Annotated in this window: 22 protein-coding genes; 10 read left to right on the forward strand and 12 right to left on the reverse strand. The window is 65.0% G+C overall.

The window, feature by feature from the left end; genetic code table 11:
* Positions 1-14: 14 nt before the first annotated feature.
* Positions 15-911: a LysR family transcriptional regulator gene (locus tag DOM58_RS14770; protein ID WP_110693486.1), complete on the reverse strand. Its 897-nt coding sequence runs from the start codon at positions 909-911 to the stop codon at positions 15-17.
* A 115-nt stretch (positions 912-1,026) separates the two neighbouring features.
* Between DOM58_RS14770 and trpB the strand changes: the two genes are divergently transcribed.
* From trpB to DOM58_RS14790, 4 genes are all read left to right on the forward strand, one after another.
* A complete protein-coding gene (gene trpB, locus DOM58_RS14775; protein WP_223162194.1) occupies positions 1,027-2,277 on the forward strand; it encodes a tryptophan synthase subunit beta in 1,251 nt (416 codons plus the stop codon).
* The gene (gene trpA / locus DOM58_RS14780; RefSeq protein ID WP_110693487.1) at positions 2,274-3,122 is read left to right on the forward strand and encodes a tryptophan synthase subunit alpha; all 849 of its coding nucleotides are present in this window, start codon (positions 2,274-2,276) and stop codon (positions 3,120-3,122) included. Before trpB ends, trpA begins: the two co-directional genes overlap by 4 nt.
* A gap of 154 nt (positions 3,123-3,276) precedes the next feature.
* Entirely contained in the window at positions 3,277-3,984 is a 708-nt protein-coding gene (locus DOM58_RS14785; protein ID WP_110693488.1) for a pirin family protein, read from the forward strand.
* Positions 3,985-4,115: 131 nt separating this feature from the next.
* On the forward strand, positions 4,116-4,700 hold the full coding sequence (locus tag DOM58_RS14790) for a YceI family protein (RefSeq protein WP_110693489.1): 585 nt from the start codon (positions 4,116-4,118) through the stop codon (positions 4,698-4,700).
* Between the two features lie 268 nt (positions 4,701-4,968).
* Here DOM58_RS14790 and DOM58_RS14795 read toward each other — a convergent pair whose 3' ends face one another.
* The 3 genes from DOM58_RS14795 to DOM58_RS14805 all read right to left on the reverse strand — a co-directional run bounded on the left by DOM58_RS14795 (position 4,969) and on the right by DOM58_RS14805 (position 7,097).
* Positions 4,969-5,325: a hypothetical protein gene (locus DOM58_RS14795; RefSeq protein WP_110693490.1), complete on the reverse strand. Its 357-nt coding sequence runs from the start codon at positions 5,323-5,325 to the stop codon at positions 4,969-4,971.
* Between the two features lie 117 nt (positions 5,326-5,442).
* Positions 5,443-5,718, reverse strand: a complete 276-nt coding sequence (locus tag DOM58_RS14800; RefSeq protein ID WP_071230476.1) for an HU family DNA-binding protein — start codon at positions 5,716-5,718, stop codon at positions 5,443-5,445.
* 173 nt (positions 5,719-5,891) lie between these two features.
* The gene (locus DOM58_RS14805; RefSeq protein WP_110693491.1) at positions 5,892-7,097 is read right to left on the reverse strand and encodes an NAD(P)/FAD-dependent oxidoreductase; all 1,206 of its coding nucleotides are present in this window, start codon (positions 7,095-7,097) and stop codon (positions 5,892-5,894) included.
* 129 nt (positions 7,098-7,226) lie between these two features.
* Between DOM58_RS14805 and DOM58_RS14810 the strand changes: the two genes are divergently transcribed.
* On the forward strand, positions 7,227-7,823 hold the full coding sequence (locus tag DOM58_RS14810) for a chorismate--pyruvate lyase family protein (RefSeq protein WP_245392290.1): 597 nt from the start codon (positions 7,227-7,229) through the stop codon (positions 7,821-7,823).
* 40 nt (positions 7,824-7,863) lie between these two features.
* Here the strand turns inward: DOM58_RS14810 and DOM58_RS14815 are convergent, their stop codons facing one another.
* The 6 genes from DOM58_RS14815 to DOM58_RS14840 all read right to left on the reverse strand — a co-directional run bounded on the left by DOM58_RS14815 (position 7,864) and on the right by DOM58_RS14840 (position 15,601).
* Entirely contained in the window at positions 7,864-8,583 is a 720-nt protein-coding gene (locus DOM58_RS14815) for a glutamine amidotransferase-related protein (protein WP_110693493.1), read from the reverse strand.
* Between the two features lie 47 nt (positions 8,584-8,630).
* A complete protein-coding gene (locus DOM58_RS14820; protein ID WP_110693494.1) occupies positions 8,631-9,827 on the reverse strand; it encodes an iron-containing alcohol dehydrogenase in 1,197 nt (398 codons plus the stop codon).
* Positions 9,828-9,896: 69 nt separating this feature from the next.
* Positions 9,897-11,282: an aldehyde dehydrogenase family protein gene (locus DOM58_RS14825; protein ID WP_110693495.1), complete on the reverse strand. Its 1,386-nt coding sequence runs from the start codon at positions 11,280-11,282 to the stop codon at positions 9,897-9,899.
* Positions 11,283-11,473: 191 nt separating this feature from the next.
* Positions 11,474-12,853, reverse strand: a complete 1,380-nt coding sequence (locus tag DOM58_RS14830; RefSeq protein ID WP_110693496.1) for a glutamine synthetase family protein — start codon at positions 12,851-12,853, stop codon at positions 11,474-11,476.
* Positions 12,854-12,884: 31 nt separating this feature from the next.
* Positions 12,885-14,408: an amino acid permease gene (locus DOM58_RS14835; RefSeq protein WP_110693497.1), complete on the reverse strand. Its 1,524-nt coding sequence runs from the start codon at positions 14,406-14,408 to the stop codon at positions 12,885-12,887.
* A gap of 236 nt (positions 14,409-14,644) precedes the next feature.
* Entirely contained in the window at positions 14,645-15,601 is a 957-nt protein-coding gene (locus DOM58_RS14840) for a LysR family transcriptional regulator (protein ID WP_110693498.1), read from the reverse strand.
* Between the two features lie 121 nt (positions 15,602-15,722).
* On the opposite strand from DOM58_RS14840, the gene ubiA reads away from it, so the two are divergent.
* The 5 genes from ubiA to DOM58_RS14865 all read left to right on the forward strand — a co-directional run bounded on the left by ubiA (position 15,723) and on the right by DOM58_RS14865 (position 21,855).
* Positions 15,723-16,757 (forward strand): 4-hydroxybenzoate octaprenyltransferase, encoded by a 1,035-nt coding sequence (ubiA, locus tag DOM58_RS14845; protein WP_110693499.1) that lies wholly within the window; start codon positions 15,723-15,725, stop codon positions 16,755-16,757.
* Between the two features lie 155 nt (positions 16,758-16,912).
* Entirely contained in the window at positions 16,913-17,602 is a 690-nt protein-coding gene (gene phoB, locus DOM58_RS14850; protein WP_110693500.1) for a phosphate regulon transcriptional regulator PhoB, read from the forward strand.
* A gap of 8 nt (positions 17,603-17,610) precedes the next feature.
* Complete coding sequence (gene phoR, locus DOM58_RS14855) at positions 17,611-18,963, forward strand: phosphate regulon sensor histidine kinase PhoR (RefSeq protein WP_110693501.1); 1,353 nt, start codon at positions 17,611-17,613, stop codon at positions 18,961-18,963.
* Between the two features lie 178 nt (positions 18,964-19,141).
* Complete coding sequence (locus tag DOM58_RS14860; protein ID WP_245392291.1) at positions 19,142-20,854, forward strand: methyl-accepting chemotaxis protein; 1,713 nt, start codon at positions 19,142-19,144, stop codon at positions 20,852-20,854.
* Positions 20,855-20,868: 14 nt separating this feature from the next.
* A complete protein-coding gene (locus tag DOM58_RS14865) occupies positions 20,869-21,855 on the forward strand; it encodes a M23 family metallopeptidase (RefSeq protein ID WP_245392292.1) in 987 nt (328 codons plus the stop codon).
* A gap of 63 nt (positions 21,856-21,918) precedes the next feature.
* Here the strand turns inward: DOM58_RS14865 and DOM58_RS14870 are convergent, their stop codons facing one another.
* Positions 21,919-22,887, reverse strand: coding sequence for a siderophore-interacting protein (locus DOM58_RS14870; protein ID WP_188113824.1), 969 nt, complete (start codon positions 22,885-22,887; stop codon positions 21,919-21,921).
* Between the two features lie 305 nt (positions 22,888-23,192).
* Positions 23,193-23,804: a superoxide dismutase gene (locus DOM58_RS14875; protein ID WP_110693503.1), complete on the reverse strand. Its 612-nt coding sequence runs from the start codon at positions 23,802-23,804 to the stop codon at positions 23,193-23,195.
* Positions 23,805-24,032 lie beyond the last annotated feature (228 nt).

The raw sequence follows: 24,032 nt of genomic DNA on the forward strand, positions 1-24,032 counted from the left end.
ACTAAGTCCCCTTACTATGCCTCGGCCAGCTCGCGGCGCAACCACTCGGCCAGGCGTTGGCCGCGCCGGGTATCGGCGCCGGGGGCCAGCCACAGCCCCAGCGACGCGGATGTTTCGATGGCGGGCCAGGGCGATATCAGGCGGCCCTGGCGCAGCTCGGCTGCCACCAATAGCTGCGGGGCGATGGCGACACCCAGCCCGGCCAGCGCGGCTTCCAGCAGATAGTAGAGATGCTCGAAGCTGCGTCCCTTCGCCCGCGCCGCCGCAAGCGTCTCTTGCTCGACGCCCATGGCCGCTGTCCATTCGGGCCAGGCTTGCGGGCGTGAGGCGGTATCCAGCAGCGTGAGGCGCTCGAGCATTGCCCTGGCCGAGCCCTTCGCCGCCGTCGTCCATATCTCCGGTGTCGCCACCGCGACGATGCGCTCCGGCATCAGCGGGATCACCGTGATGTCGTCAGGCCACGGCGGCGCGGCGAAGCGCAGCGTGGCATCGACATCCTCGCGCCTCGGATCGAGCTCGTGCTCGCTGGAAACCACCCGCAGGCGTAATTCCGGCAGATCGGCATTGAGCCGGTCGAGTCGCGGGATCAGCCAGCGGGCGAGCAGACTTCCCGGACAGGCGAGCGTGAAAGGCGCCTCGTCGAGACGCCGTCTGAGCGCCACGCAGCCCTCGTTCAAGCGTGAGAAAGCCTCACCGACCGACTGATGCAGTTCCCGACCGTGAACGGTCAGCACGATTCCCCGCCCCGCCTTGTCGAATAGCGCCGCGCCGAAATGCTGCTCCAGCGTGCGTAGCTGACGGCTGACGGCGCCGTGGGTGACGTGCAGTTCGCGCGCGGCGGCCGTCACGCTGCCCAGCCGGGCGGTTGATTCGAACGCGCGCAGCGCATTGAGCGGGGGTAGCGTGACCATTTCACTCCCATTAATAAGTGATTTTTACTCACATAATGGGGAGAGTTTATCGATTTTCCGTATTGCGCTACCAGCCTAATCTGACGTCATCGAATCGACCGACAGGAAATGACCGATGAGCTCGATGACGAGGGATATTCCCGACGAGAATGGTTTTTTCGGCGCCAGCCCGAATAACGGCGACGGCAATCAACAACAGCACGGCTACGGCGGACGCTACGTCGCCGAAACCCTGATGCCGCTGATCGCCGAGATCGAAGCCGCCTATGACGAGGCGCGCGCCGACCCGGCCTTTCAGAGCCGATTGCAGGAGCTTCAGCGCGACTACGTCGGTCGCGCCACGCCGCTCTATTTTGCCGAACGCCTGACGGAGCACTTCGGCGGCGCGCGGATCTATCTCAAGCGCGAGGATCTGAACCACACCGGCGCGCACAAGATCAACAACGCCCTCGGCCAGGGCCTGCTGGCCCAACGTATGGGTCGCAAGCGGCTGATCGCCGAGACCGGCGCTGGCATGCACGGGGTCGCCGTCGCCACGGTGGCGGCGCGACTCGGCCTGCCCTGCGTGATCTACATGGGCGCGACAGACATCGAGCGCCAGCAGCCCAATGTCCAGCGCATGCATCTGCTCGGTGCCGAGATCGTGCCCGTCCACAGCGGCACGGCGACGCTCAAGGACGCCATGAACGAGGCGCTGCGCGACTGGGTCGCCCATGTCGACGACACTTTCTACATCATCGGCACCGTAGCGGGTCCGGCGCCCTATCCGCGCATGGTGCGGGACTTCCAGTCGGTGATCGGCGTCGAGACCCGCGAGCAACTGCTGGCGACACAGGGCCGTCTGCCGGACACGCTGGTCGCCTGCGTCGGCGGCGGCTCCAACGCCATGGGGCTGTTCCACGCCTTCCTCGACGACGACGTCGCCATGGTCGGCGTCGAAGCGGCCGGGGAAGGGCTGGAGAGCGGCCGCCACGCCGCCAGCATCAATGGTGGCGCGCCCGGCATCCTGCACGGCAATCGCACCTATCTGCTGCAGGACGATCACGGCCAGATTCTCGACGCCCACTCGATTTCCGCCGGGCTCGACTATCCCGGTGTCGGCCCCGAACACGCCTATCTGCACGACAGCGGCCGGGCGAGCTACGTCGCGGTCACCGACGACGAGGCGCTGGAAGCCGTCGGTCTCTGCTGCCGGCTGGAGGGTATTCTTCCGGCCCTGGAATCCGCCCACGCGCTCCATCACGCCGGCCGATTGGCGGCGGCGCAGGGACCAGATCAGGTCATCGTGGTCTGCCTGAGCGGCCGCGGCGACAAGGACATGGACACCATCACCCGTCATCTGATGCCCGAGGAGGCCGAATCATGAGTGCGACGCCTTTGAATACTGAGACATTGAATACCGAGACGTTGAATACCGATTCCCGCCTGGCGCGACGTTTTGCGGCGCTGCGTGAAGAAAATCGCGCCGCCCTGGTTACCTACGTCATGGCCGGCGATCCCGATCTCGAACAGAGCCGCCAGCTACTCGAGCGCCTACCCCAGGCGGGGGCAGACATCATCGAGCTGGGCATGCCGTTCAGCGACCCGATGGCCGACGGCGTGGCGATTCAGCGCGCCGGTGATCGAGCGCTGGCGAACGGCCAGACACTGGCTCTGACGCTGGACATGGTTCGGGATTTCCGGGAACGAGACGCCGACACCCCGATCGTGCTGATGGGCTATCTCAATCCGATCCAGCGCTTCGGCGAGGATCGCTTTCTGCAGGCGGCAGCCGACGCTGGCGTCGACGGCCTGATTCTGGTCGATCTGCCGCCGGAACATGGCGTCGCGCTGACAGCGAAAGCGCGTGACCTGGGGCTGGCGCGGATTCCGCTGGTCGCCCCGACCACGCCCCCCGAGCGACTACCCGCGCTGCTGGCTCAGGGCGACGGTTTCGTCTATCGGATCGCCTTCAACGGCGTCACCGGCAGCCAGCGACTCGATATCGCAGCCTCACTGGGCGATTCGATCGGTGAGCTCAGACAGCAGATATCCCTGCCCGTCGCCGTCGGCTTCGGGGTGCGCGATGGCGACACGGCCGCCGCCGTTGCCCGAATTGCCGATGCCGTGGTCGTCGGCAGCGCTCTCGTCGAGCGGCTTGCGGAAGACGGGGTGGAATCGGCTTTGGCACTGGTCGAAGCATTGGCCGAGGCGATTCAGGCAGCACGCTGAAACCGGGCTCAATGGAAGCCCGACCGCCCCACGACCTTTCGTTTTTATACGCTGAAATATGCGTATTAACGCACTTTTGTTCGATTATTTAGTCGGTAAACTCGTCTCATCGCACCCGGGCAAGATCGGCGGTGCTCTCTGAGAGGAGACGGACATGTTGACGATTCGACCCAGCAACGAACGCGGTTATGCCGATCACGGCTGGCTCAAGAGCTATCACTCGTTCTCGTTCGCCGGCTATCACGATCCCGGCCACATTCACTTCAGCGCGCTGCGAGTGATCAACGAGGATCGCGTGGCGCCGGGGCAGGGCTTCGGCCAGCACGGCCATCAGGACATGGAGATTTTCTCGTACGTGTTGAGCGGCGAGCTGGGCCACAAGGACACGCTGGGCAACGGTTCCTCGATCGGCCCGGGGCGAGTCCAGATCATGACCACCGGCACCGGCGTCGAGCATAGCGAGTACAATCACTCCGCCAGCGAACCGGTGCACTTCCTGCAGATCTGGCTGTTTCCGAGGGAGCGCGGCCTGACCCCGAACTACGCCGAGAAGGATTTCACTGACGCCGACAAGCGCGGCAGACTGTGTCTGATTCTGTCGCCGGACGGCCGCGACGGTTCGCTCACGCTGCAGCAGGACGCCTTCATCTACGCCTCGCTACTCGATGGCGACGAGCGTGCAGAACTGGCATTGTCGGACGGTCGCCAGAGCTACGTGCATGTGGTCAGGGGAAGTGTGACGGTCAATGGCCAGGCGCTTGAAGGCGGCGATGCCTTGATGCTCGTGGACGAGCCCGGCGTGACGATAGACAACGGGAAGGACGCCGAAGTGCTGGTGTTCGATCTCCCGGTCATGTCCTGATAGCCAGCCCTGAAAGCCAGACCTGAACATCAAGGCCTGACAGCGAGGCCTGAACATCGAGGGTGGCGGCCGTTCACGGCCGCCAGTTCGAGCAAACCGATAGCCAAGACTTTGATCAACGGAGCTAATTAATGATTCTGAAACAGGCAACTCTGGCCCTGGCCCTCCTCGCGGGGACCGCAAGCGCCAGCGCGATGGCGGACACCACGACTTACCAGATGGATCCCACGCATACCAGCGTGGTGGTTTCCTGGGCCCACTTCGGATTCTCCCATCCGACGGCAACGTTCTCGGACGTGAAGGGTACCATCCAGTTCGACGAAGACGACGTATCGAACTCCAGCGTCGACGTGACCATTCCGGTCAAGAGCGTGGATACCAAGGTGCCGGCGCTGAACGAGGAGTTCCTGGGCGCCGAATACTTCGATGTCGCGCAATATCCCGACGCCACTTTCAAGAGCACCGCGATCGAGTCGACCGGCGACGATCAATACGACGTTCATGGCGATCTGACCATCAAGGGCGTCACCAAGCCGGTCGTGCTGCACGCCACGCTCAACAAGGCGGGTAATCATCCCATGGCCAATGTGCCGGCGCTGGGCTTCGACGCCACGACCGTCATCAAGCGCAGCGATTTCGGTATGGATCAGTACGTGCCCGACGTCAGCGACGAGATCAACATCGAGATCTCCAGCGAGGCCGAAGCCGCTCAGTAAGCGCGCTTACTCGGAGCCCGTCGCTCGATTCGACGTAGTTTGCGACGCTCTGACAAGAAAACGCTCCAGGGTTAATCGAGACTGCCCATCGCTGCCAACAGGCCAGGGGTGGGCAGTTTTTCTCGCGGCCGGCATCGGCGTTATCGAATCGACCGGTGGAAGCTGCGGGAAAGGAAGACTCTGAAAGAAGACCCTGAAGGAAGACGTCTAGAGAAAGACGCTGGAGACGGCGCTGACGCAGGCACTAAAGAACGATGCTGGAGTTCGCTTACAGATGCTTCAGCAGACTCTGCAATCGCTCGAGATCGCGGGAATCCCCCACCAGCCGCAATCGCCCGTCGAACAGGCCTTCGCGAAAGGCACGCTGGGAAGGTTTGCGCAAAAAGCGCGTGGCACTGTCGGCATCGCGGAAACGCAGTTCCAGCGCCAGATCCACCGGCAACCCGGCACTGCTCTGAACCGCCTGTGGCGTCATCCGATAGTGACGAGCGATCGACAGATCTTCGGTCGCAACGCCCCAGTCGAATCGCTGAAGTCTTTCCAACGTGTCGCGAAACGCGGCCTTGCGCGAACGTGCGCGCTTGAGCATCACGCCAAGCCACCAGAGCATCAACTTGAGCTTCATGCCACCTCGCACGAACCGAACAGGATTGGGAATATGGCGGGAAAATGCCGACCCGCCCTTGTGGCGGACCGGCTATCGTTTCGCTCATCGTGTCGACGAACGACTCAAAACCCGGAATTACTTGCTAACGGCGTCCTTGAGAGCTTTACCGGGCTTGAAGGCCACGGTCTTGCTGGCCGGAATGTCCAACGGCTTGCCAGTCTGCGGGTTTTTGCCCGTCCGTGCGGCGCGCTCGCGAACCGTGAATGAACCGAAGCCGATCAACGTGACATCGCTACCTTTGGAAACCGTACCGGTGATTTCGTCGAGAATGACGTTCAGCACCTGACTGGCCTTGTCCTTCGAAAGATCCGCACGCTCGGCAATCGCCGCAGCGAGTTCTGGCTTACGCATAGAGCCCTCCTAATTTGGCAATGGCGTTACCTGACACACGCCTCGCATATCAAACGAGTTGTTGTTCTCGATGAGGGACAAGATGCCCTCCGAGCGCATAATAGGCAGCTCGGGGCGCGGTTTGTCCAGCATCAGGTAACGATTCATGGCTGACATACCCGCAGCCATCGAAGCTAGCCTAGCAACGGGGGGGCCGCTCGCGCCAGTTCGACTTTACGACGAACGCAGCGTCCGGTGAGCGCAAACCCCAGCAGCCGGCCATTCTCGTCCTCGGCCAGGGCGCTGAAATCGCCGGCTTCTCCCTCGATCCGCCAGTGATCCGGCGGCTCTCGCGGCGGCAGCGCGGCAATCGGCAGCAGCGGTGTCTTGACCATCACCGGCCAGGCGCCGTACGCGACCGGAGTCGGCGTACCGGTGAGCGTCGCGGCCAGCGCCCTGGCGCTGGCCTGCAGTGGCTGCACGTACATCGCGTTCAAGCCGTCGTCGGAGCGAGTCCCGAGGCCACCGACACAGGCGCTGTCGCCCAGGGCGAAGATAGCCGGATCGCTGGTAGCCAGCCGTCGGTCGGTCAGGACGCCCGCCGGCGATACCGCCAGTCCCGCGGCCTCGGCCAGTGCCGTACGGGGCGTCAGCCCGGTCGCGACCAGGACCAGGTCCGCCTCCAGCGTCTCGCCGTCGTCCAGCGTCAGGGTCACGCCTTCGCCATCGTCGTGAAGCGCCGTCAGTTGACGCTCGAAGGCGAGATCAATTCCCGCTGCCGCGAAGGCCTCGCCCAACGCCCGTCCCAGCGCGGCCGGCAGCAGTCGCGGCAGCGGCGTCGCCTCGGGAGCGACCAGCGCCACCCGATGGCCCCCGGCATGGAGATCGTTGGCAAACTCGCAGCCCACCAGCCCGGCGCCGATGATAGCGATGCGAGCCTGGCGCTCGGGGTGACGATCCAGCACGCCGCGCAAACGCCGGTAGTCGTCGAGATCGTTGATCTGGAAGACCCGCCCCCGCAGTGCCGGGTCCAGCTCGAACGGCTGCCGGGGCGCGGCGCCGGTCGCCAGCACCAGCTGGCCGTAGGGGAGCGTTTCTGCGCCGATATGCAGGCGCTGGCGGGTCGTATCGATCGCCTCGACGAGGGTATGGGTGCGGATCTGCGCGTTCAGCGATTCGGCAATGCCCACCGCATCGCGAACCACCAGCGCCTCGGCCGTCTGGCGCTTGGTGAAGGCGCTGGAGAGCAGCGGCTTGGCGTATTCGTCGCCGCTATCGGCGCTGATCAGGGTGATCCGCCGTGCAGTATCACGGCTGCGAACCGCCTGGGCCAGGCTTAGACCCGCCATCCCGGTACCGATGATGGTGAGTGGCGTTGACGCTTGCTCGAATTGGCGCATGGCAGGAGCTCGTTCGGTCGGTCGTTACGAAGCGCCATGGTACACTACGCGCCCTCTCGACCGTGCCGCCACGCGCCGGCCGGCGTGCTTCGAGAGAGTTCTTTCATGGTACTCATGGAGTCGTTTCGCGTGCCCCCAGCCCGTCACTGTCACGCTCTCTGCCACGCCCTCTCTCCTGCCGAACGCTCCTGGCGCTGGGTTCGCTGGTCCCCCGCCGCTGTTCATCGCCCTCGCATGAGCGCCGACTGGTGGCAGTGGGTAGCATCCACCGACTCGTTGACCGCGCGGCTGATCGCGGCTTCCGAGCGTCCGTTTCGGGTCAAGCTGATGCATCAGGGCGTCGAGCGGCCGCGGCGCGACGAAGCCCGGGCGCTGGGACTGGCGCTCACCGAGGTGGCCTGGGTGCGAGAGGTGATGCTGATGAGCGGCGATCGGCCCTGGGTCTCGGCACGCTCGATCGCCCCGCTGGACCGCATCGGTTGCCGTCGCCTGCGCGCGCTGGGGGAACGCTCGCTGGGCAGCTGGCTGTTCGCGCAGCCGGATCTCGCCCGCGACCCGATCGAGGTGGCACGGGTCTCACCCGGCGGCGAAGGGCTATGCGAGGGGCTATGCGATGGACTATGGCTGCGGCGCTCGCGTTTTCGCCACGGCGGCATCCAGCTGCTGGTTCAGGAGTGTTTTCGGTATGAAATGGCCGAGGATCTGGGCCTGTCCGTCACTCGCTAGCCTCGATGGCGGTTCGCCAACACAGATCGAGAGATAGCCTTCACGATCGCCGGGCAATCGCATGCCGCAGGAACGCCAGAATCCAGCGCACCACTTGCCGATCGTCGACCTCAGCCTGCAGCGACGCCAAACCCTCCCGGAGCCGATTGTCGGGGATCTTGCCGCGCCGCAGCGCCATCAGGTCGGCCGAGTACGCTCTGGAAAATTCCGGATGCCCCTGCACGCCGAGGAAGCATTCGCCCACCTGCATCAGGTAGTAAGGGCAGAAATTGCTCCCCGCCAGCACTTCAGCGCCCGGCGGCAGCGTCACGACCTGATCCTGATGACTGACCACCAGATCGAGCCCGGCCTGTTGCGGCACCATCCACTCGGCCTGCCGCGTCACCTGATTGAAGGAGACGCCGACGCCCCAGCCGCGCTGATGCTGGGCGACTTCGCCGCCCAGCGCCCTGGCGATCAGCTGATGGCCGAAGCAGATGCCCACCAGCGGCTTGCGTGCCGCCCACAGCTCGCGCACCCAGCCACAGAGCGCTTCGATCCAGGGTTCGCCATCGTTGACCCCGAACTTGGAGCCCGTGGTCAGCCAGGCGTCCACCGCTTCGATATCCGCCGGCAGTTCGCCATCCAGACAGCGCCAGACCTGGAACTCCAGCGTCGGGTCGATGCTTCGAAACAGCTGCTCGAACATCGCCGGATAGTTGCCATGGCGCGCGCGCAGCGCCGGGTCGACGTCATCGCACTGCAACAGACCGATACGCATCGGCGGGCTCCCGGGTCATGAAAGGAATCGGCTGAAAAGCCTCCGCGCTACAGACGCCCCTCGAGCGCCGCCATGAAGAGGCTTTGATACGCGTCGGCATCGAACGGGATCGGGTTGCCGCCGGCGGAAGGATCTTCGATCGCCATGCGCCCGACGAGCTCGGCACGGGAATCGTCGATGCCCAGTTCCGCCAGGGTATGGGGGATTCCCAGATCCTCGCGCAGCGCCAGCACCCAGTCGATGACACCAGCGGTGCCTGACCCCGGAAGGTCGAGATACCGGCTCAGGCGCACCATCGGCTCGCCGATCGCCGAGGTGTTGGCACGCAGCACGTAGGGCATGAGCACGGCGTTGAGCAGGCCATGATGGGCGTCGAACAGCGCCCCCAGCGGGTGCGCCAGCGCGTGCATCGCGCCCAGTCCGCGCTGGAACGCCGCGGCGCCCATCATCGAGGCCGTCAGCATGTCGAGCCGCGACTCGAGATCGTTGCCATCCCGATAGGCCCGCGGCAGCGCCTCGCGAATCCGGCGCATGCCCTCCACCGCAATGCCCTCGGCCTGAGGGTGATAGCCGGGCGCGCACCACGCCTCGAGACAGTGGGACAGCGCATCCATGCCGGTAGCGGCGGTAATCGGTGCCGGTAGCCCCTGGGTCAGGACGGGATCGAGAATCACCGCTCCCGGCATCATTCGAGGGTGAAAGATGATGCGCTTGACGTGGGCCTTTTGATCGGTGATCACCGAGGCGCGTCCGACCTCCGAACCGGTACCCGCCGTGGTGGGCACGGCCACCACCGGCAGCACGGCGTCGGCCTCGGCATGGCGCCAGTTGTCGCCGCGATCTTCCAGCGACCACAGCGACAGGTCGTCCCGTTGGCGCGCCATCAGCGCCACGGCCTTGGCGGCGTCGAGCCCCGAGCCGCCGCCGAAGGCAATCACGCCGTCGTGGTTACCTTCGCGAAAGGCGCGGATGCCGGCGGTGACGTTGTCGCCGGTCGGATTGCCCTGGATCTGGCTGAAACAGCCGACCTCCAGCCCGGCATCCCGGCACTGCTCCAGCGCCTGATCCACCATCGGCAGCGCCGCCAGCCCCGGGTCGGTCACCAGCAGCGGCGCGCTCATGCCCAGCGAACGACAGGCTTCGGCCAGTTCGGCGATGCGACCCGCGCCGACGAGAATGCGGGTGGGGTAGTTCCAGTCGGCGACCGTGTCGAATGCCGGCCGGTCGCTATCCAATCGACTCATGACTCTCTCCTGTATTGTCATCCGAGCTGTCGTTCGAGCGAGCCCCTGACCGGGCTCTCGGCGCATCGCTCAGGCATGTTTGAGATGGAAGGATTTGGGCCGCGTCAGGGTGTCGTAGCCCAGCCGTGACAGCGAGCAGCCGCGCCCCGACTGCTTGACCCCGGTCCACGCCAGTTCGGGGTCCAGGTAGTCGCAGCGATTGGTGAACACGGTACCCGCCTCGAGCCGCGCCGCCAGTGCCTCACCGACGGCGATATCGCGGGTGAAGACGGCCGCGGTGAGGCCGAAGTCGCTGTCGTTCATCAGGCGCACCGCCTCGTCGTCGTCGGCCACCGTCATGATGCCTACCACCGGTCCGAAGCTCTCCTCGCGCATGACCCGCATCGAGTGGTCCACGTTGGTCAGCACCTGGGGCGCCAGATAGGCGCTTCCCGGCGTGGACAGGGGATACTCGCCGGGGTCGATCCACGCCCTGGCCCCGGCGGCCACCGCTTCCTCGATCTGCCCGCGCACGAAGTCGGCGGCGGCGGGCCGAACCATTGGCCCCAGCGTGGTCCGGGGATCGGTGGGATTGCCCAGCTCGAGCTGGCGCACCCAGGCTACCGCCCGCTCGATGAACGCCTCGCTGATGTCGCGATGGACGTAGATGCGCTCGATCCCGCAGCAGCTCTGACCCGAGTTGAAGAAGGCGCCATCCATGACCCCGTCCACGGCGGCGTCCAGATCGACATCAGCACGGATATAGGCCGGATCCTTGCCCCCGAGCTCGAGGCCGGTGGCGATGAACCGCCCGGCGGCGTTGCGCTCGACCATCGCGCCACCGCCGACCGAGCCGGTGAACGAGACGTGATCGATCCGGGGATCGCGAATCAGCGCTTCGGTGTCGGCATGGGCCAGGTGCAGGAACTGGAACACCCCCTCGGGCAGGCCGGCGGCCTGGAACGCCTCAGCGATTCGCTCGGCGCAAAGCGGCGTCTGCGCGGAGTGCTTGAGGATCACCGCGTTGCCGGCCATGATCGCCGGCACGATCGCATTGACGGCGGTCATGAAGGGGAAATTCCACGGCGCCACGATCAACGACACGCCCAGCGGCTCGCGGGTGATGTAACGGGTGAAGCCCGGCTTCTCGGCCAGCCGGATCGGCGCCAGCGCCGACTCGGCCAGCGCGATCATGCCCCGGGCGCGCTCCTCGAACCCGCCGATCTCCCCGCCCGCCGCGGCGATCGGCCGGCCCATCTGCCAGGTCAGCTCCTCGGCGAGCCGATCGCGCCGCGCGACGAAGGCATCGACCATCGCCGAGCAGTGACGCGCCCGAGTCTCGAGCGACGTCTGGCGCCATTCGCGCTGTGCCGCCACGGCACCCGCCACGCAGGCCTCGATGCGCGCCGCATCGGCCAGCTCGCGTTCGGCGTAGACCGTTCCATCCACGGGGGAAATCGTACGTTGTAGGGTCATGATCCGGCGTGCTCCCTTTCGATAAAGTCGCTTTCGATAAAGTCGCTTTCATGAAATCCAGTTCACGCGGGGCCATGCGAACGGCGTCAAGGCAAGGCGGAGCAACGAGGAATCGCGCAGTTGACTGGTGGTGTCAATGAGCAGATTCCGAGGCGCTCCAACGCCGCATTGGCGTCGTGCAGCTGGCCCCCTCAGATGATCTCGAAGTAACGATCCAGCTCCCAGTCAGTTATATGCTGCCGGAACTGACGCTCCTCCCACTCCCGCGTGGCGGCGAAATGCTCGACGAAGGCGTCGCCGAACAGTGTCCGGGCGGCGTCGCTCTGCCGCAGCCGTCCGGCGGCCTCCCAAAGTGTCCGGGGAAGCATCTGATGGGGCGGATGGGTCAGGGTGTAGGCGTTGCCCTCGACGGCCGCGTCGGGTTCGAGGCGCTGCTCGATACCGTAGAGACCGGCGCCGATCGCCGCCGCCAGTGCCAGATACGGGTTGGCATCGGCACTGCCGAGGCGATATTCGACCCGCTGGGACTTGTCCGACCCGGGGATGACGCGCAGCGCGCAGGTGCGATTCTCGACCCCCCAGGTGGCCTCGGTGGGCGCCCAGAAACCGGGAATCAGCCGTGAGTAGCTGTTGATGGTGGGCGCGAACATGGCCAGAAACTCCGGCATCAGCTTCTGCTGCCCGGCGACGAAGTGGCGCTGGGTATCGCTCATGCCGTGGGGCTTGTCGGCATCGAAAAAGGCGGAGTGACCGCTGTCGCGCTCGTTCAGCGACAGGTGGATATGCCCGCTCTGGCCGGGATAGTCCAGCGACCACTTGGCCATGAACGTGGCCATCAGGTTGCGGCGCTGGGCCCATACCTTGGTGAAGGTCTTGAACAGCGCGCCCTTGTCGCCCGCCAGCAGGGCGTCGTCGACGCCGATCGCCGCTTCCAGCACGCCGGGGCCGGTTTCGGTGTGCAGGCCCTCGATCGGGAAATCCATGGTCTCCGCCAGCGCCAGCAGCTCATGGTAGATCTCGCTGTGCACGGAGCTGCGCAGCATCGAGTAGCCCATCATGTCCGGGGTCAGCGGCTTGAGATTGCGATAGCCCTTTTCGCGCACCGACTCCGGCGTCTCCTGAAACAGGAAGAATTCGTACTCCAGCGATCCCTGCACCTCGAACCCCAGCGACTCCGCCCGGGTCAGCACGCGCTTGAGCAGGCCCCGCGGGCAGATCTCGCTGGCCGCGCCGTCGAACTCCGCCAGGAAGAGCAGCATGTCGCCCTCGAACGGCAGATCGCGACAGCTCTCCGGCACGATCTTCAGCGCCGCGTCCGGGTAGCCGGTGTGCCAGCCGGTGTACTGCACGTTGTCGTAGAGTTCGTCCTTGCTGTCCCAGCCCAGCACCACGTCGCAGAACGAGAACCCCTTGTCGAGCGCGTCGAGAAACTTGTCGCGCTGCATGTACTTGCCGCGCATGACGCCATCCATATCGAACATGCCGACCTTGACGTGGCTGAGACCGCGCGCCTCGACGATCTTGCGCGCCTGCTCGACGGTGCTCACTGCTCTGGCTTGCAGATGACTCATGACCGTTCCTCGCTGACTGTGGGGATGACGCTCAGGGTTTGGCCGCGCGATCGGTACCACCGGCGCTGCGCTGCTGGTCGCGCTGCTCCATGGCGAACTCCTCTTCCGGCGACAGGATCAGGCGGTGGCGACCGACCAGCGCAAAATAGAGGATGCCCACCGCCAGCCAGGCGGCGACGCCGATCACGCCGATGCGATAGGTCCCGTCGCTGAGCTGGAAGTAGATCGTCACCAGCGCGATGACGATGGTCGCCCAGGCGCCCGGATTGCCGAACGGGCTGCGATAGGGACGCTCGATGTGGGCATGGTGCTTGCGCAGCAGGATGAAGGAGGCGGCCTGGGCGATGTAGGAGCACATCGCCCCGAACACCGCCATGTTGAGCAGGGTGCCGCCGATCACCGCCGAACCCTCCTGCATGCCGAAGGCGAAGAAGCAGATCAGCATGATCACCATGCCCATGATCGCGCCGCTGATCATCGCCACGTGCGGCGTCTTGCGGGTGCCGTGGGTCACCGACAGGAAGGTCGGGAAGTAGCCGGCACGGGAGAGCGAATAGATCTGCCGGCCCTGGGCGAAGATGATGGTATGGAAGCTCGCGATCAGCCCGATGATCGCGAGCAGCGACAGGAACTTCGCCGTGCCGCTGCCGTAGATCGCCTTGAAGCCATCGAGCAGCGGCTCACCGGACTGCCCCAGGGCATAGGCGCCGACTCCGACCACCGAGGGATTGAGGAACAGGATCATCGCCGCCGAGACGATCAGCGTGGTGATGCCGAGCAGGATGCCGCGCGGCATGTCGCGCCGCGGATCGACCGACTCCTCGGCGGCCAGCGGCAGCTGCTCGATGGCCAGAAACAGCCATACGGCGAAGGGCATCGCCGCCAGCGCGCCGCCGATCCCCATCGGCAGGAACGGGCCATGGCCGCCTTCGAGCTCGCCGCCGCCCGGCGCGATGTTGAGCGCCCAGGTCGAGAAGTCGAGATGGGTAAAGGCGCTGAACCAGAACACCAGCAGCACCGCCAATGCCAGCAAGGTGACGGAGAGCGTCACCTTGAACGAGAGTTCGACCCCGACGATGTTGAGCCCCACGAAGACGATGTAGCCCAGCAGCCACCACACTGGCTGGAACGCCGGCCCGGTCTCGAAGATGCCGCCCAGATAGGCGCCGATGAAGAAGACGATCACCGCCGGCGTGAGCACGTACTCGACGTTCTCGCAGAGCCCGGTGACGAAACCGCCCCAGGGCCCCATCGAGGAGCGCGCGAAGGAGTAGGCGGCGCCGGTATGCGGCAGCGCCGGCGACATCTCGGCGATACAGAAGGTCAGGCCCAGGTACATGATGGCGATGATCACGGTGGCGATCACCATGCCGCCCCAGCCCCCGGAGGCGAGCCCCAGATTCCAGCCCGAATAGTGGCCGGAGATCACCGCGCCCACCCCCAGCGCCCACAGTGACCAGGGCCCGGCGTGACGGCGCAGGCCGCGTTTCTCGAAGTACTGCGTATCCTGCTGCTTGTAGGCGATGCCACTGGCGGATTTATCGTGGTTTGTCATTGTTGTCTCCACTGGATCGAGTCATCCAACGTCGCGATCCGCTGCCGTAACCGCCCCGAATCTTCCCCGAGTCCCCTCGAGTGGCGACGGAGCGACGCCGGCATCGTCTGACCGCGTCCGCTTCGAGTCTGATCACGATGCGCGCGGAAAGGCAATCTCGATCAATGCCACCCAACGCGACGCTATCGGAAAAATCGATAGCGACCGAAAAGCGACCCGGGACTGTCGCGATCGAATCAGTATATCCGCACTTGCTCGGCGACCTGAGGCAGGTGATGGCGAAGTTCGGCGAGAAAATGACGCTGTAGCAGCCGCCGCGCTTCCGTTGCCAGCTGCACCGGCAGATCACGCAGCTCCTCGCGGCGTGCCACCAGCGTCAACTGGCGAATCAGCGGCGCCAGCGGCAGCGGCTCGATGCGAAGATGCAGCCGGTCGAGGCCGGCCTGATAGAGACATAGCGGCGTGGTGATGGTCCAGCCGGCCCCGCCGTCGACCAGCCGCAGCAGGGCAAAGGTGTTGTCGAGATGCAGCTTCGCCGGCAGCTCCACGCGGTTGAGACGCAGATGCCGCTCGATGCTCTGGCCGATCAGCGACTGCGTGGTATAGCGGGCGAAGTCGAGCCGTCGCGACAGCGCCGGCAGGCTGGCCACCGGCCCTGTCCAGTCGCCGGGCAGCACCAGCACGAAGGGCTCGGCCAGCAGTGCATGGCGCTCGAGGCCGTTGTAGTCCTCGAGCTGGTCGTCGGAGATGATGATGTCCACGTGGCGCGTGAGCAGCGCATGGCCGTGCATGTGGGACAGCCCGGTGGTCACGGTGTAATCGCTGGTGTGGCGACGTATCGCGGCGATCAGCGGCTGCCCCACCGCGGTGGCCAGGGAGTCCACCAGCGCCATGCGCACCTGATGCAACTGGCGAAAGGCGCCGGAGTCGAGTTCGCGCCGGGTCGCCCGCGCGGTGTCGAGCATGCGGCGGGCGCGATCGTAGAAGATGCGCCCGGCGGCGGTGGGTTCCAGCGGCCGCGCATGGCGTTCGATCAACGCGATGCCCAGAACCTCTTCCAGCGTCGCCAGACTCTGGGAGACGGAGGACTGCTTCAGCCCCAGGGCCGCCGCCGCCGCGCTCTGACTGCCACGGTCCAGCGTCTCGACGAAGATTTCCATGCTCCGGAGATCGAAACCAAAGCCGCTGCGCATACGCGTCATGCTCCCTGCAGGAGGCCAATCGTGCCTCGAGGATACAACGACTCGAAGCCGGGAAAAGGGTGGTGTAAGGTTCGGCCCACGCTATCGACAGCCTGTCGTCTCGGAGAACTCCATGTCCCACGCCGGTTCCGACCCCGCCCGCTCTCGCGGCGCTGATTCAGCCGCCCGCCCCCGCGGCGCTGGTCCAGCCGCCCAGACACGCGGCGAAGAAGAGTCCGCCCGCCCCCGCGACGCTGGTTCAGCCGCCCAACCACGCGGCACTGGTCCAGCCGCCCAACCCCGCGGGCTGGCGCGCCTGCCCGACTTCCTGCGCCTGACGCGGCTGGACAAGCCGATCGGCACTTGGCTTTTGATGTGGCCGACGCTGTGGGCGCTGTGGCTGGCCGCCGACGGCCTGCCAGATCGGTCCACGCTGATCATCTTCGTGCTCGGGGTCTATCTGATGCGCGCCGCCGGCTGCGTGGTCAACGACTACGCCGACCGCCACCTCGACGGCCACGTCAAGCGCACCAAGTCGCGGCCGCTGGCGACCGGACGCATCAGCGAGAAGGAAGCCAAGATCCTGTTCGCGGGCCTCGTGGTGCTGGCGTTCGTGCTGGTCTGCCTGACCAATCTCGCCACCGTGCTGCTCTCCTTCGTCGGCGTCGCGCTCGCCGCAATCTACCCGTTCATGAAGCGCTACACCCATCTGCCCCAGGTGGTACTGGGCATGGCGTTCTCGTGGAGCATCCCCATGGCGTTCATGGCGGTCAGTCGCGACGTGCCACTGGAAGCCTGGCTGTTGCTGGTCGCCAATGTCGCCTGGACCGTGGCCTACGATACCCAGTATGCAATGGTCGATCGCGACGACGATATCAAGATCGGGATCAAGTCCACCGCGCGGCTTTTCGGCCGCTGGGACAAGCGGATCATCGGCCTGCTACAGCTGGCGACGCTGATACTGCTGGCCTGGATCGGCGTCGAGCAGCCGGTGTTGGGTGGATTTTTCTGGCTGGGGCTGGCGGCGATGGCGGCGACCTTCGTCTATCAGCAGTGGCTGATCCGCGAACGCGAGCGCGACGCCTGTTTCCGCGCCTTCCTCAACAATTTCTGGTCGGGGCTTTTGCTGTTCGCGGGGCTGGTGCTGACGCTGTGGCCGCCGGTCTGATGGAAACGAAACCGACCGAACTAGCGCCCCTGTCATATCGCTGTCATATTTTCACGATGTAATCGTCACCGTTCTGTCACGGCCGGAAGCCATCCCCAACGTGTCAATCGCATCACGCGGCATTGGTCATCCGGCGGCTCACCCGAGGCATGCGCATGAGCTCCAAGACCGTACTCATCGTTGACGACGAAGCATCGATCCGCGAGATGATCGCCATCGCCCTGGAAATGGCCGACTATCGCGTGCTCGAGGCGGACAACGCCCAGACCGGCCACGCCATGGCGCTGGACCAGAAGCCCGACCTGATTCTGCTCGACTGGATGATGCCCGGTACCAGCGGCATCGAACTGGCACGCCGGTTGAAACGCGAGGAAGCCACCGCCGAGATGCCGATCATCCTGCTCACCGCCAAGGGCGAGGAGGACAACAAGGTGCAGGGGCTGGAAGCCGGGGCCGACGACTACATCACCAAGCCGTTTTCGCCACGCGAGCTCGTCGCCCGGCTCAAGGCCGTGCTGCGCCGGGCGACGCCGCCAGGCATCGAGGAAGCGGTCGAAGTCGAGGGGTTGCGCCTCGATCCTTCCAGCCATCGCGTCACTTCCCACGGCGGCGCGCTGGAGATCGGCCCGACCGAGTACCGCCTGCTGCAGTTCTTCATGACCCATCAGGAGCGCGCCTACACTCGCAGCCAGTTGCTGGATCAGGTCTGGGGCGGCAATGTGTACGTGGAGGAGCGCACCGTCGACGTACATATTCGCCGGCTGCGCAAGGCGCTGGGTGAAACGCATCAGCATCTGGTCCAGACCGTGCGCGGCACCGGCTACCGTTTTTCGACCCGGGAGTAAGTCAGCAAGTGCGCTACTGGATCAACGAACTGTGGCGTCTCGGTTACATGCTGTTCGGACTGGGCGCGATCGGCCTGCTGCTCGGCGAACTGGGCCACAATTTGCTCGCCGGACTCGGCTGGGGGCTGGCCGCCGGGCTCGGGCTCTACGTCTTCCTGCATCTGCGTCACGTGCGCAAGCTCTATATCTGGCTGCTGAAGAACCCGCGCGAGGCGCCACCGCCCGGTACCGGCGTGTGGGGCGACCTGTTCGACCGCCTGTACAGCTACCAGAAGGCCCAGACCCAGTTGCAGGGACGTCTGCGCGATATCCTGCGGCGAATCCAGGACTCCTGCGAAGCGATGCGCGACAGCGTGGTGATGCTCGACTCCCGAGGCGACCTCGACTGGTGGAACAGCGCTGCCGGCGACATGCTGGGCCTGCAGGCCGACCATGACCGCGGCCAGCCGATCACCAACTTCCTGCGCGATCCGCGCTTCATCGCCTATTTCGAGTCGGGTGACTACCGCGAGCCGCTGCTGATTCCCTCGCCGGTTCAGGCCAATCACAGCCTGCAGTTCCATCTCACCCTGTTCGGCGACAACGAACGCCTGCTGATGGCCCGCGATGTGACCCGGCTGCATCAGCTGGAGATGATGCGTCGTGACTTCGTGGCCAACGTCTCGCATGAATTGCGCACGCCGCTGACGGTACTCGCCGGCTATCTCGAGACCTACTCGGACCATGCCGACCAGCTCCCCGAACGCTGGCAGCGAGGGTTCGGCCAGATGCAGGCGCAGACCACACGCATGCAGAATCTGGTCGAGGATCTGCTGCTGCTGTCGCGCCTCGAGATCGACAGCCCCAACAATGATCGCGAAACGCTGGACGTGGCGACACTGCTCACGGGCATCGCCGCCGATGCTCGGGAGTTGAGCACCGAACGTCACCAGTTGACGATAGAAGCCGAGGAGCCTCGGCAGCTGCTGGCGAATACCAAGGAGATCCGCAGCGCCATCTCCAATCTGGTGTTCAACGCCGTTCGCTACACGCCGGAGGGCAGCACCATCACGCTACGCTGGAAGCCGTGGCACGACGGCGCCGCCATCGAGGTCGAAGACGATGGCGACGGTTTCGACCCCATTCATATCCCGCGCCTCACCGAGCGTTTCTATCGCGTCGACAAGGGCCGCAGCGCTGCCACCGGCGGCACCGGCCTGGGCCTGGCCATTGTCAAGCACGTGCTGCTGCGCCACGAGGCGACGCTGGAGATCGTCAGCCGCCCGGGGCTCGGCGCGCGCTTTCGCTGCGTGTTTCCTGCGTCGCGTCTGGCAGCAGCTCCCGCTCGCCCGACTTCGGTATCGCCCGATACGCCGGCCTGACGCTCCCGCTTTTCGGGTTTTCCGCGCTTCCCTCTCCCTTTCCTCTCGATCGTCTTTCGCTCGTCTCTCGCTCGTCTCTCGCTCTCCTCTCAATCTGGATCGTCATCGGCCGATAGTGGATTCCTCTAAATCATCTAAATGAATCGCACTTCTCACGATCAACAAGGATCCCCTCCCAATGACGATGCGGCAGAAACTCTGGATTACGGTCGGCCTGATGTGGCTGGGCATGTTGATTCTGGTGGGCTGGATGGCCCTGGAGAAGCGAGAGACGCTGATGGCCGAACGCGTGAACAGCCTCAAAAGCTTCGTGGGTAGCGCCCAGACGCTGGTCGAGCGCTACGTCGAACGCGCCGCCAACGGCGAGTTCTCCACCGAAGCTGCCCAGAACTTCGCACGCAGGAATCTATCGGCGCTGGATCTCGACGGCAGCTATGTCTATGCCTTCGACAGCAATATCCATCTGGTCTATCACCCCAAGCGTGAGATCGGCAGCGACATGAGCGACTTCCGCGACGACAACGGGGTCTATTTCTATCGCGAACTCAAGGCGCTGGCGGACTCGCCCGACGACGGTACCCTGGAGTACACCTCGACCAATGCCGACGGCGAAGACGTGTCCCGCCTCAACTACGTCCGTTACGTGCCCGAGTGGGACTGGTACCTCGCCGCCAACGTCTACATCAGCGACATCCAGCAGGCGTTCTGGGCCGGCGTACTCAAGATGAGCCTCATCGCCGGGGTCATCGGGGCGATCATCACGCTGATCATGGGCTGGGTCATCCGCAACGTGCTGGGCGATCTCGGTGGCGACCCGCGCCAGGCCCGCGATGCGGTCAAGGATATCGCCCAGGGCGATCTCACCACACCGCTGAACGTGCGGTCGGGCGACGATCGCAGCCTGCTCGCGGCCATCGAGGGGATGCGCGCTCATCTGGCCGCATCGATGACCGATATTCGCCACGCCTCGACCACCATTACCGTCGGCGTGGGCCAGATTCACAACGGCAACCAGGATCTGGCGGCGCGGACCGAGCAGCAGGCCGCGTCCATCGGCGAGACCGCCTCCAGCATGGAAGAACTGACCCAGACCGTGCGCCAGAACGCCGACAATGCCCGCCAGGCCAGCGGCCTCGCCGGCGAGGCGCGCACCACCGCGACGGAGGGCGGCGAGATGATGGATCAGGTCGTCTCGACCATGCAGGGCATCACCGACAGCTCGCGCCAGGTCACCGAGATCGTCGGCGTGATCGACTCGATCGCCTTCCAGACCAATATCCTGGCGCTCAATGCCTCGGTCGAGGCCGCACGGGCCGGCGAACAGGGCCGAGGCTTCGCCGTGGTCGCCAACGAGGTGCGCACGCTGGCCAGCCGCAGCGCCGACGCCTCCCGCGAGATTCGCCAGCTGATCGACGCCTCCAATCGCAAGATCGATGCCGGCTCCGAGATCGTGGCGACGGCAGGCGACACCATTCGCCGCGTCGTCCAGTCCGTGACACGCATGACCGATCTGATCGAGGAGATCTCGGTCGCCTCCGGCGAGCAGTCCAACGGAATCGATCAGGTCAACGAAGCCGTGGTGCAGATGGATCAGGTGACCCAGCAGAACGCCTCGCTGGTACAGCAGGCTTCCGCCGCCGCCTCCACGCTCAACGCGCAGGTGGCGACGCTGGAGCAGGCCCTGGCCGGATTCAAGGTCGCCAATGTCGAGTATGGCGACCTGATGACACGCTATCGTTCGTCGCCGACAACGGCCATGACATCGGCCACGGGCACGACATCAGCCACGGCAGCGTCATCGACGCCCAAGCTGGCACCGATCCCAGCGCCGAGTACGGCATCGCCTTCCCGACCGGCTCAAGACGATAACGACAACTGGGAATCTTTCTAGGTCTGGGACAGAACTTGGCTCGGATCCAGGCGCTCGTTGCCGCCACCGCTCCCCCCGCCACCGTTTCTCCCGCCACCGGATCGGGTTATGGTGGCGGCATCCCGCGATACGGAGCTTCACCGGTGCCGACGATCCTGCCGACAACCCCCGCTTTCCTCTCTTGGCGCCGCCTGGTCGGCGCCACTGCCTTTGTGCTGCTGTGGTCGTGTGCCATCGCCGGCGTTCGCGCCGACACCGCTCGTATCGATACCATCCCGATCACCTTTCCCGATAGCGTGCAGCAAGGCTCGATGGTGATCGGCCGCGTTCCGCCGGGCAGTCAGGTGACAACGGACGGACATGATCTTCGCGTCACCGGCTATGGCACCGTGGTGTTCGGGGTGGGCCGCGATGCCAGCGGCGCCGAGACCGTCGATATCATGACGCCCGACGGGCGCAGTCGCCAGATATCGGTGGCGATCACGCCGCGGGACTGGCCGATCGAGCGCATCGACGGCGTGCCGCCCAAGACGGTCTCGCCGCCACCGGAGATCGCCCAGCGTATCCAGCGCGAGCAGGCCGCCGTGAGTGCCGAGAGGGCGCGTAATGACGATCGTGTGGGCTTCGCCCAGCCTTTCATCTGGCCGGTCAAAGGCCGCATCAGCGGGCGCTTCGGCAATCAGCGGGTCTACAACGGCACGCCGGGGTCAGCGCACTCGGGGATGGACATCGCCGCCGCCGAGGGCACGCCGGTCAAGGCGCCGGCCAGCGGCGTGATCACCTTTGCCGACGACCTCTATCTGACCGGCGGTACCGTGCTGCTCGACCACGGCTACGGTATCAGCTCCAATTTCCTGCATCTGTCGCGGATCGATGTGCAGGTTGGCGACAGCGTCGAACAGGGCGAGGTGATCGGCGCGGTGGGTTCCACCGGCCGCGCTACCGGCCCTCATCTGCACTGGGGCATGAACTGGTTCGATACCCGGATCGACCCGCTCCTCGTACTCGAACGAACCCAGTAGGCGCTGGTACTCGAACGAACTCAGTAGGCGCTGGCACTCGAACGGACTCAGGGGTCGCTGGGCTCAGCCGGTCTCTCTCTTCCAGTAGCCCGTCACCAGATGCTGCCCCTTCTGCAGCCCAAACTCCTGTTTGAGTTGCTTGCGCAGGCGCTGGCTGACATCCGCTTCGCCGGCAAACCAGACGAACAGATCGTCACGGGCCGCGGGCATCGCCTCGACCACCGCCGAGGCGAGCTGCTCGCTGGGTGCGTGGCCACGGCAGCGATGACGCCAGCTGACGCGGCAGTGATCGGAAACGGGCAGGTCCAGCTCATCCACCGGCGATTCGACCTCAAGCCAGGCCTCGACCTGCGCGCTGGCCGGTAGCGTTTCCAGCAGCCGCGCAATGGCAGGAATGGCGGTTTCGTCACCGGCCAGCAGATAGTGCGACGCCGCGGCGACGCCCCGCCCATAGGGGCCGGCCATGCCGCAGACGTCGCCGGGTTTGGCGCGACGGGCGAAGTCACCGCCGGGCCCCGGCGCCTCGTGCAGCAGAAAGTCGATCTCGACCTCGCCGCTGGCGACGTCCAGGCGACGAATGGTGTAGTAGCGAATCTCGGCGCGCTGATCCTCCGGCGGCCACTGGGTGCCACCTTGCGCGGTGGGCCGCGGCCACTGCGGGTGTTCGATGCCGGCGGGTGGGAAGTGCAGGCGTACGTGCCACTCTTCGGAATGATCGAAACGCGCCAGATCCTCACCGGTCAGCGTCAGCCGGCGAATGCTGGGGCTCAGGTCTTCGATTCGCGTTACCCGCATTTCGCGGAAATTGGCGAAAGTGGGCGCGGCGACGACATCGCCATGCCAGTGCAGCGGCAGCGCATTCTCGCCGGCAAACAGCGACACGTAGTGTTCGATGATGCTGCGCAGCGTTTCCAGCCCATCCCGCGTCGTCGCCTCGGCTTCGAGATGCAGGCCGACCCGATTGATCGAGAAGCGCGCCTCGCCCCCCGGCAGATCGATCGCCACCTGGCGCTCGTCGCTACGATAGGCCACGTCGTACTCATCCAGAAACGATCTCAGGCGCAATTGAAAATTATTTACATCAGTGAGCGTTAAATTGGCATCGCAGCGCTTTGTCGTCATGTCGGGTCGTCTGGCGAGAGTGGGAACGAGAGTCGGGCAATGAGCCGGCAGGAAGCCGACAGCCTCAGCCTATCAGAAAAGGCGCGGTGGTGGGAATCAACGCAAGATGCCCCCGCCCCGGGGATAGAACCGGGGCGAGGGCATCTCGAGACTATCTCATGACAAGATTATCTCGTGACAAGACTATCTTATACCGAGACAGTCAGCGCCGAAGTTCAGGCGGTGGCTTCGGCATAGCGGCGGTTGACTTCATCCCAGTTGATGACGTCAAAGAACGCAGCGATGTAGTCCGGACGCTTGTTCTGATACTTCAGATAGTAAGCGTGTTCCCAGACGTCCAGGCCCAGAATCGGCGTCACGCCGTCCATCAGCGGGCTGTCCTGGTTCAAGGTGTTGATGACCTTGAGCGTCTTCTCCGGCGTGACGACCAGCCATGCCCAGCCGCTGCCGAATCGGCCGACGGCCGCTTTCTTGAACTCTTCCTTGAAAGCCTCAAAACCGCCCAGCTCGCTCTCGATGGCTTCGCCGACCTTGCCGGTCGGGTTGCCGCCGCCGTCCTTGGACATCACGGTCCAGAACAGGGAGTGGTTGGCGTGACCACCGCCGTTGTTGATGACGGCCTGGCGCTTGTCCTGCGGCACCTTGTCGATATCGGCCATCAGCTTGTCGACCGGTACGTCCTCGAGGCCAGTACCTTCCAGCGCGGCGTTGAGGTTGTTGACGTAAGTCTGATGGTGACGAGAGTGGTGAATCTCCATCGTCATTGCGTCGATCTTGGGTTCCAGCGCGTCATACGCATAGGGTAGCGACGGTAAGCTATGAGCCATGATCTAAACTCCCTTTCGTGAGGAGGCATTGCCCAACGCGGGCGCCTCTCGGGTGAATCAAAATAGTGAGCAACGGGCCACAGTGTCAAGCGAGCTCGAGCAATGTTCGGCTATGCCCAGATTATCAATCACCTTGATTTTGAAAGATTTTCCGAAGCATCGACAACGTTGGCATCAAGGCTTCGGCAAATCTCCATGTCGTCCATTGTAGATGGCGTTGTCCACGGC

It is taken from the genome of Salinicola halophyticus (genome assembly GCF_003206695.1).
GTDB lineage: Bacteria > Pseudomonadota > Gammaproteobacteria > Pseudomonadales > Halomonadaceae > Salinicola > Salinicola halophyticus.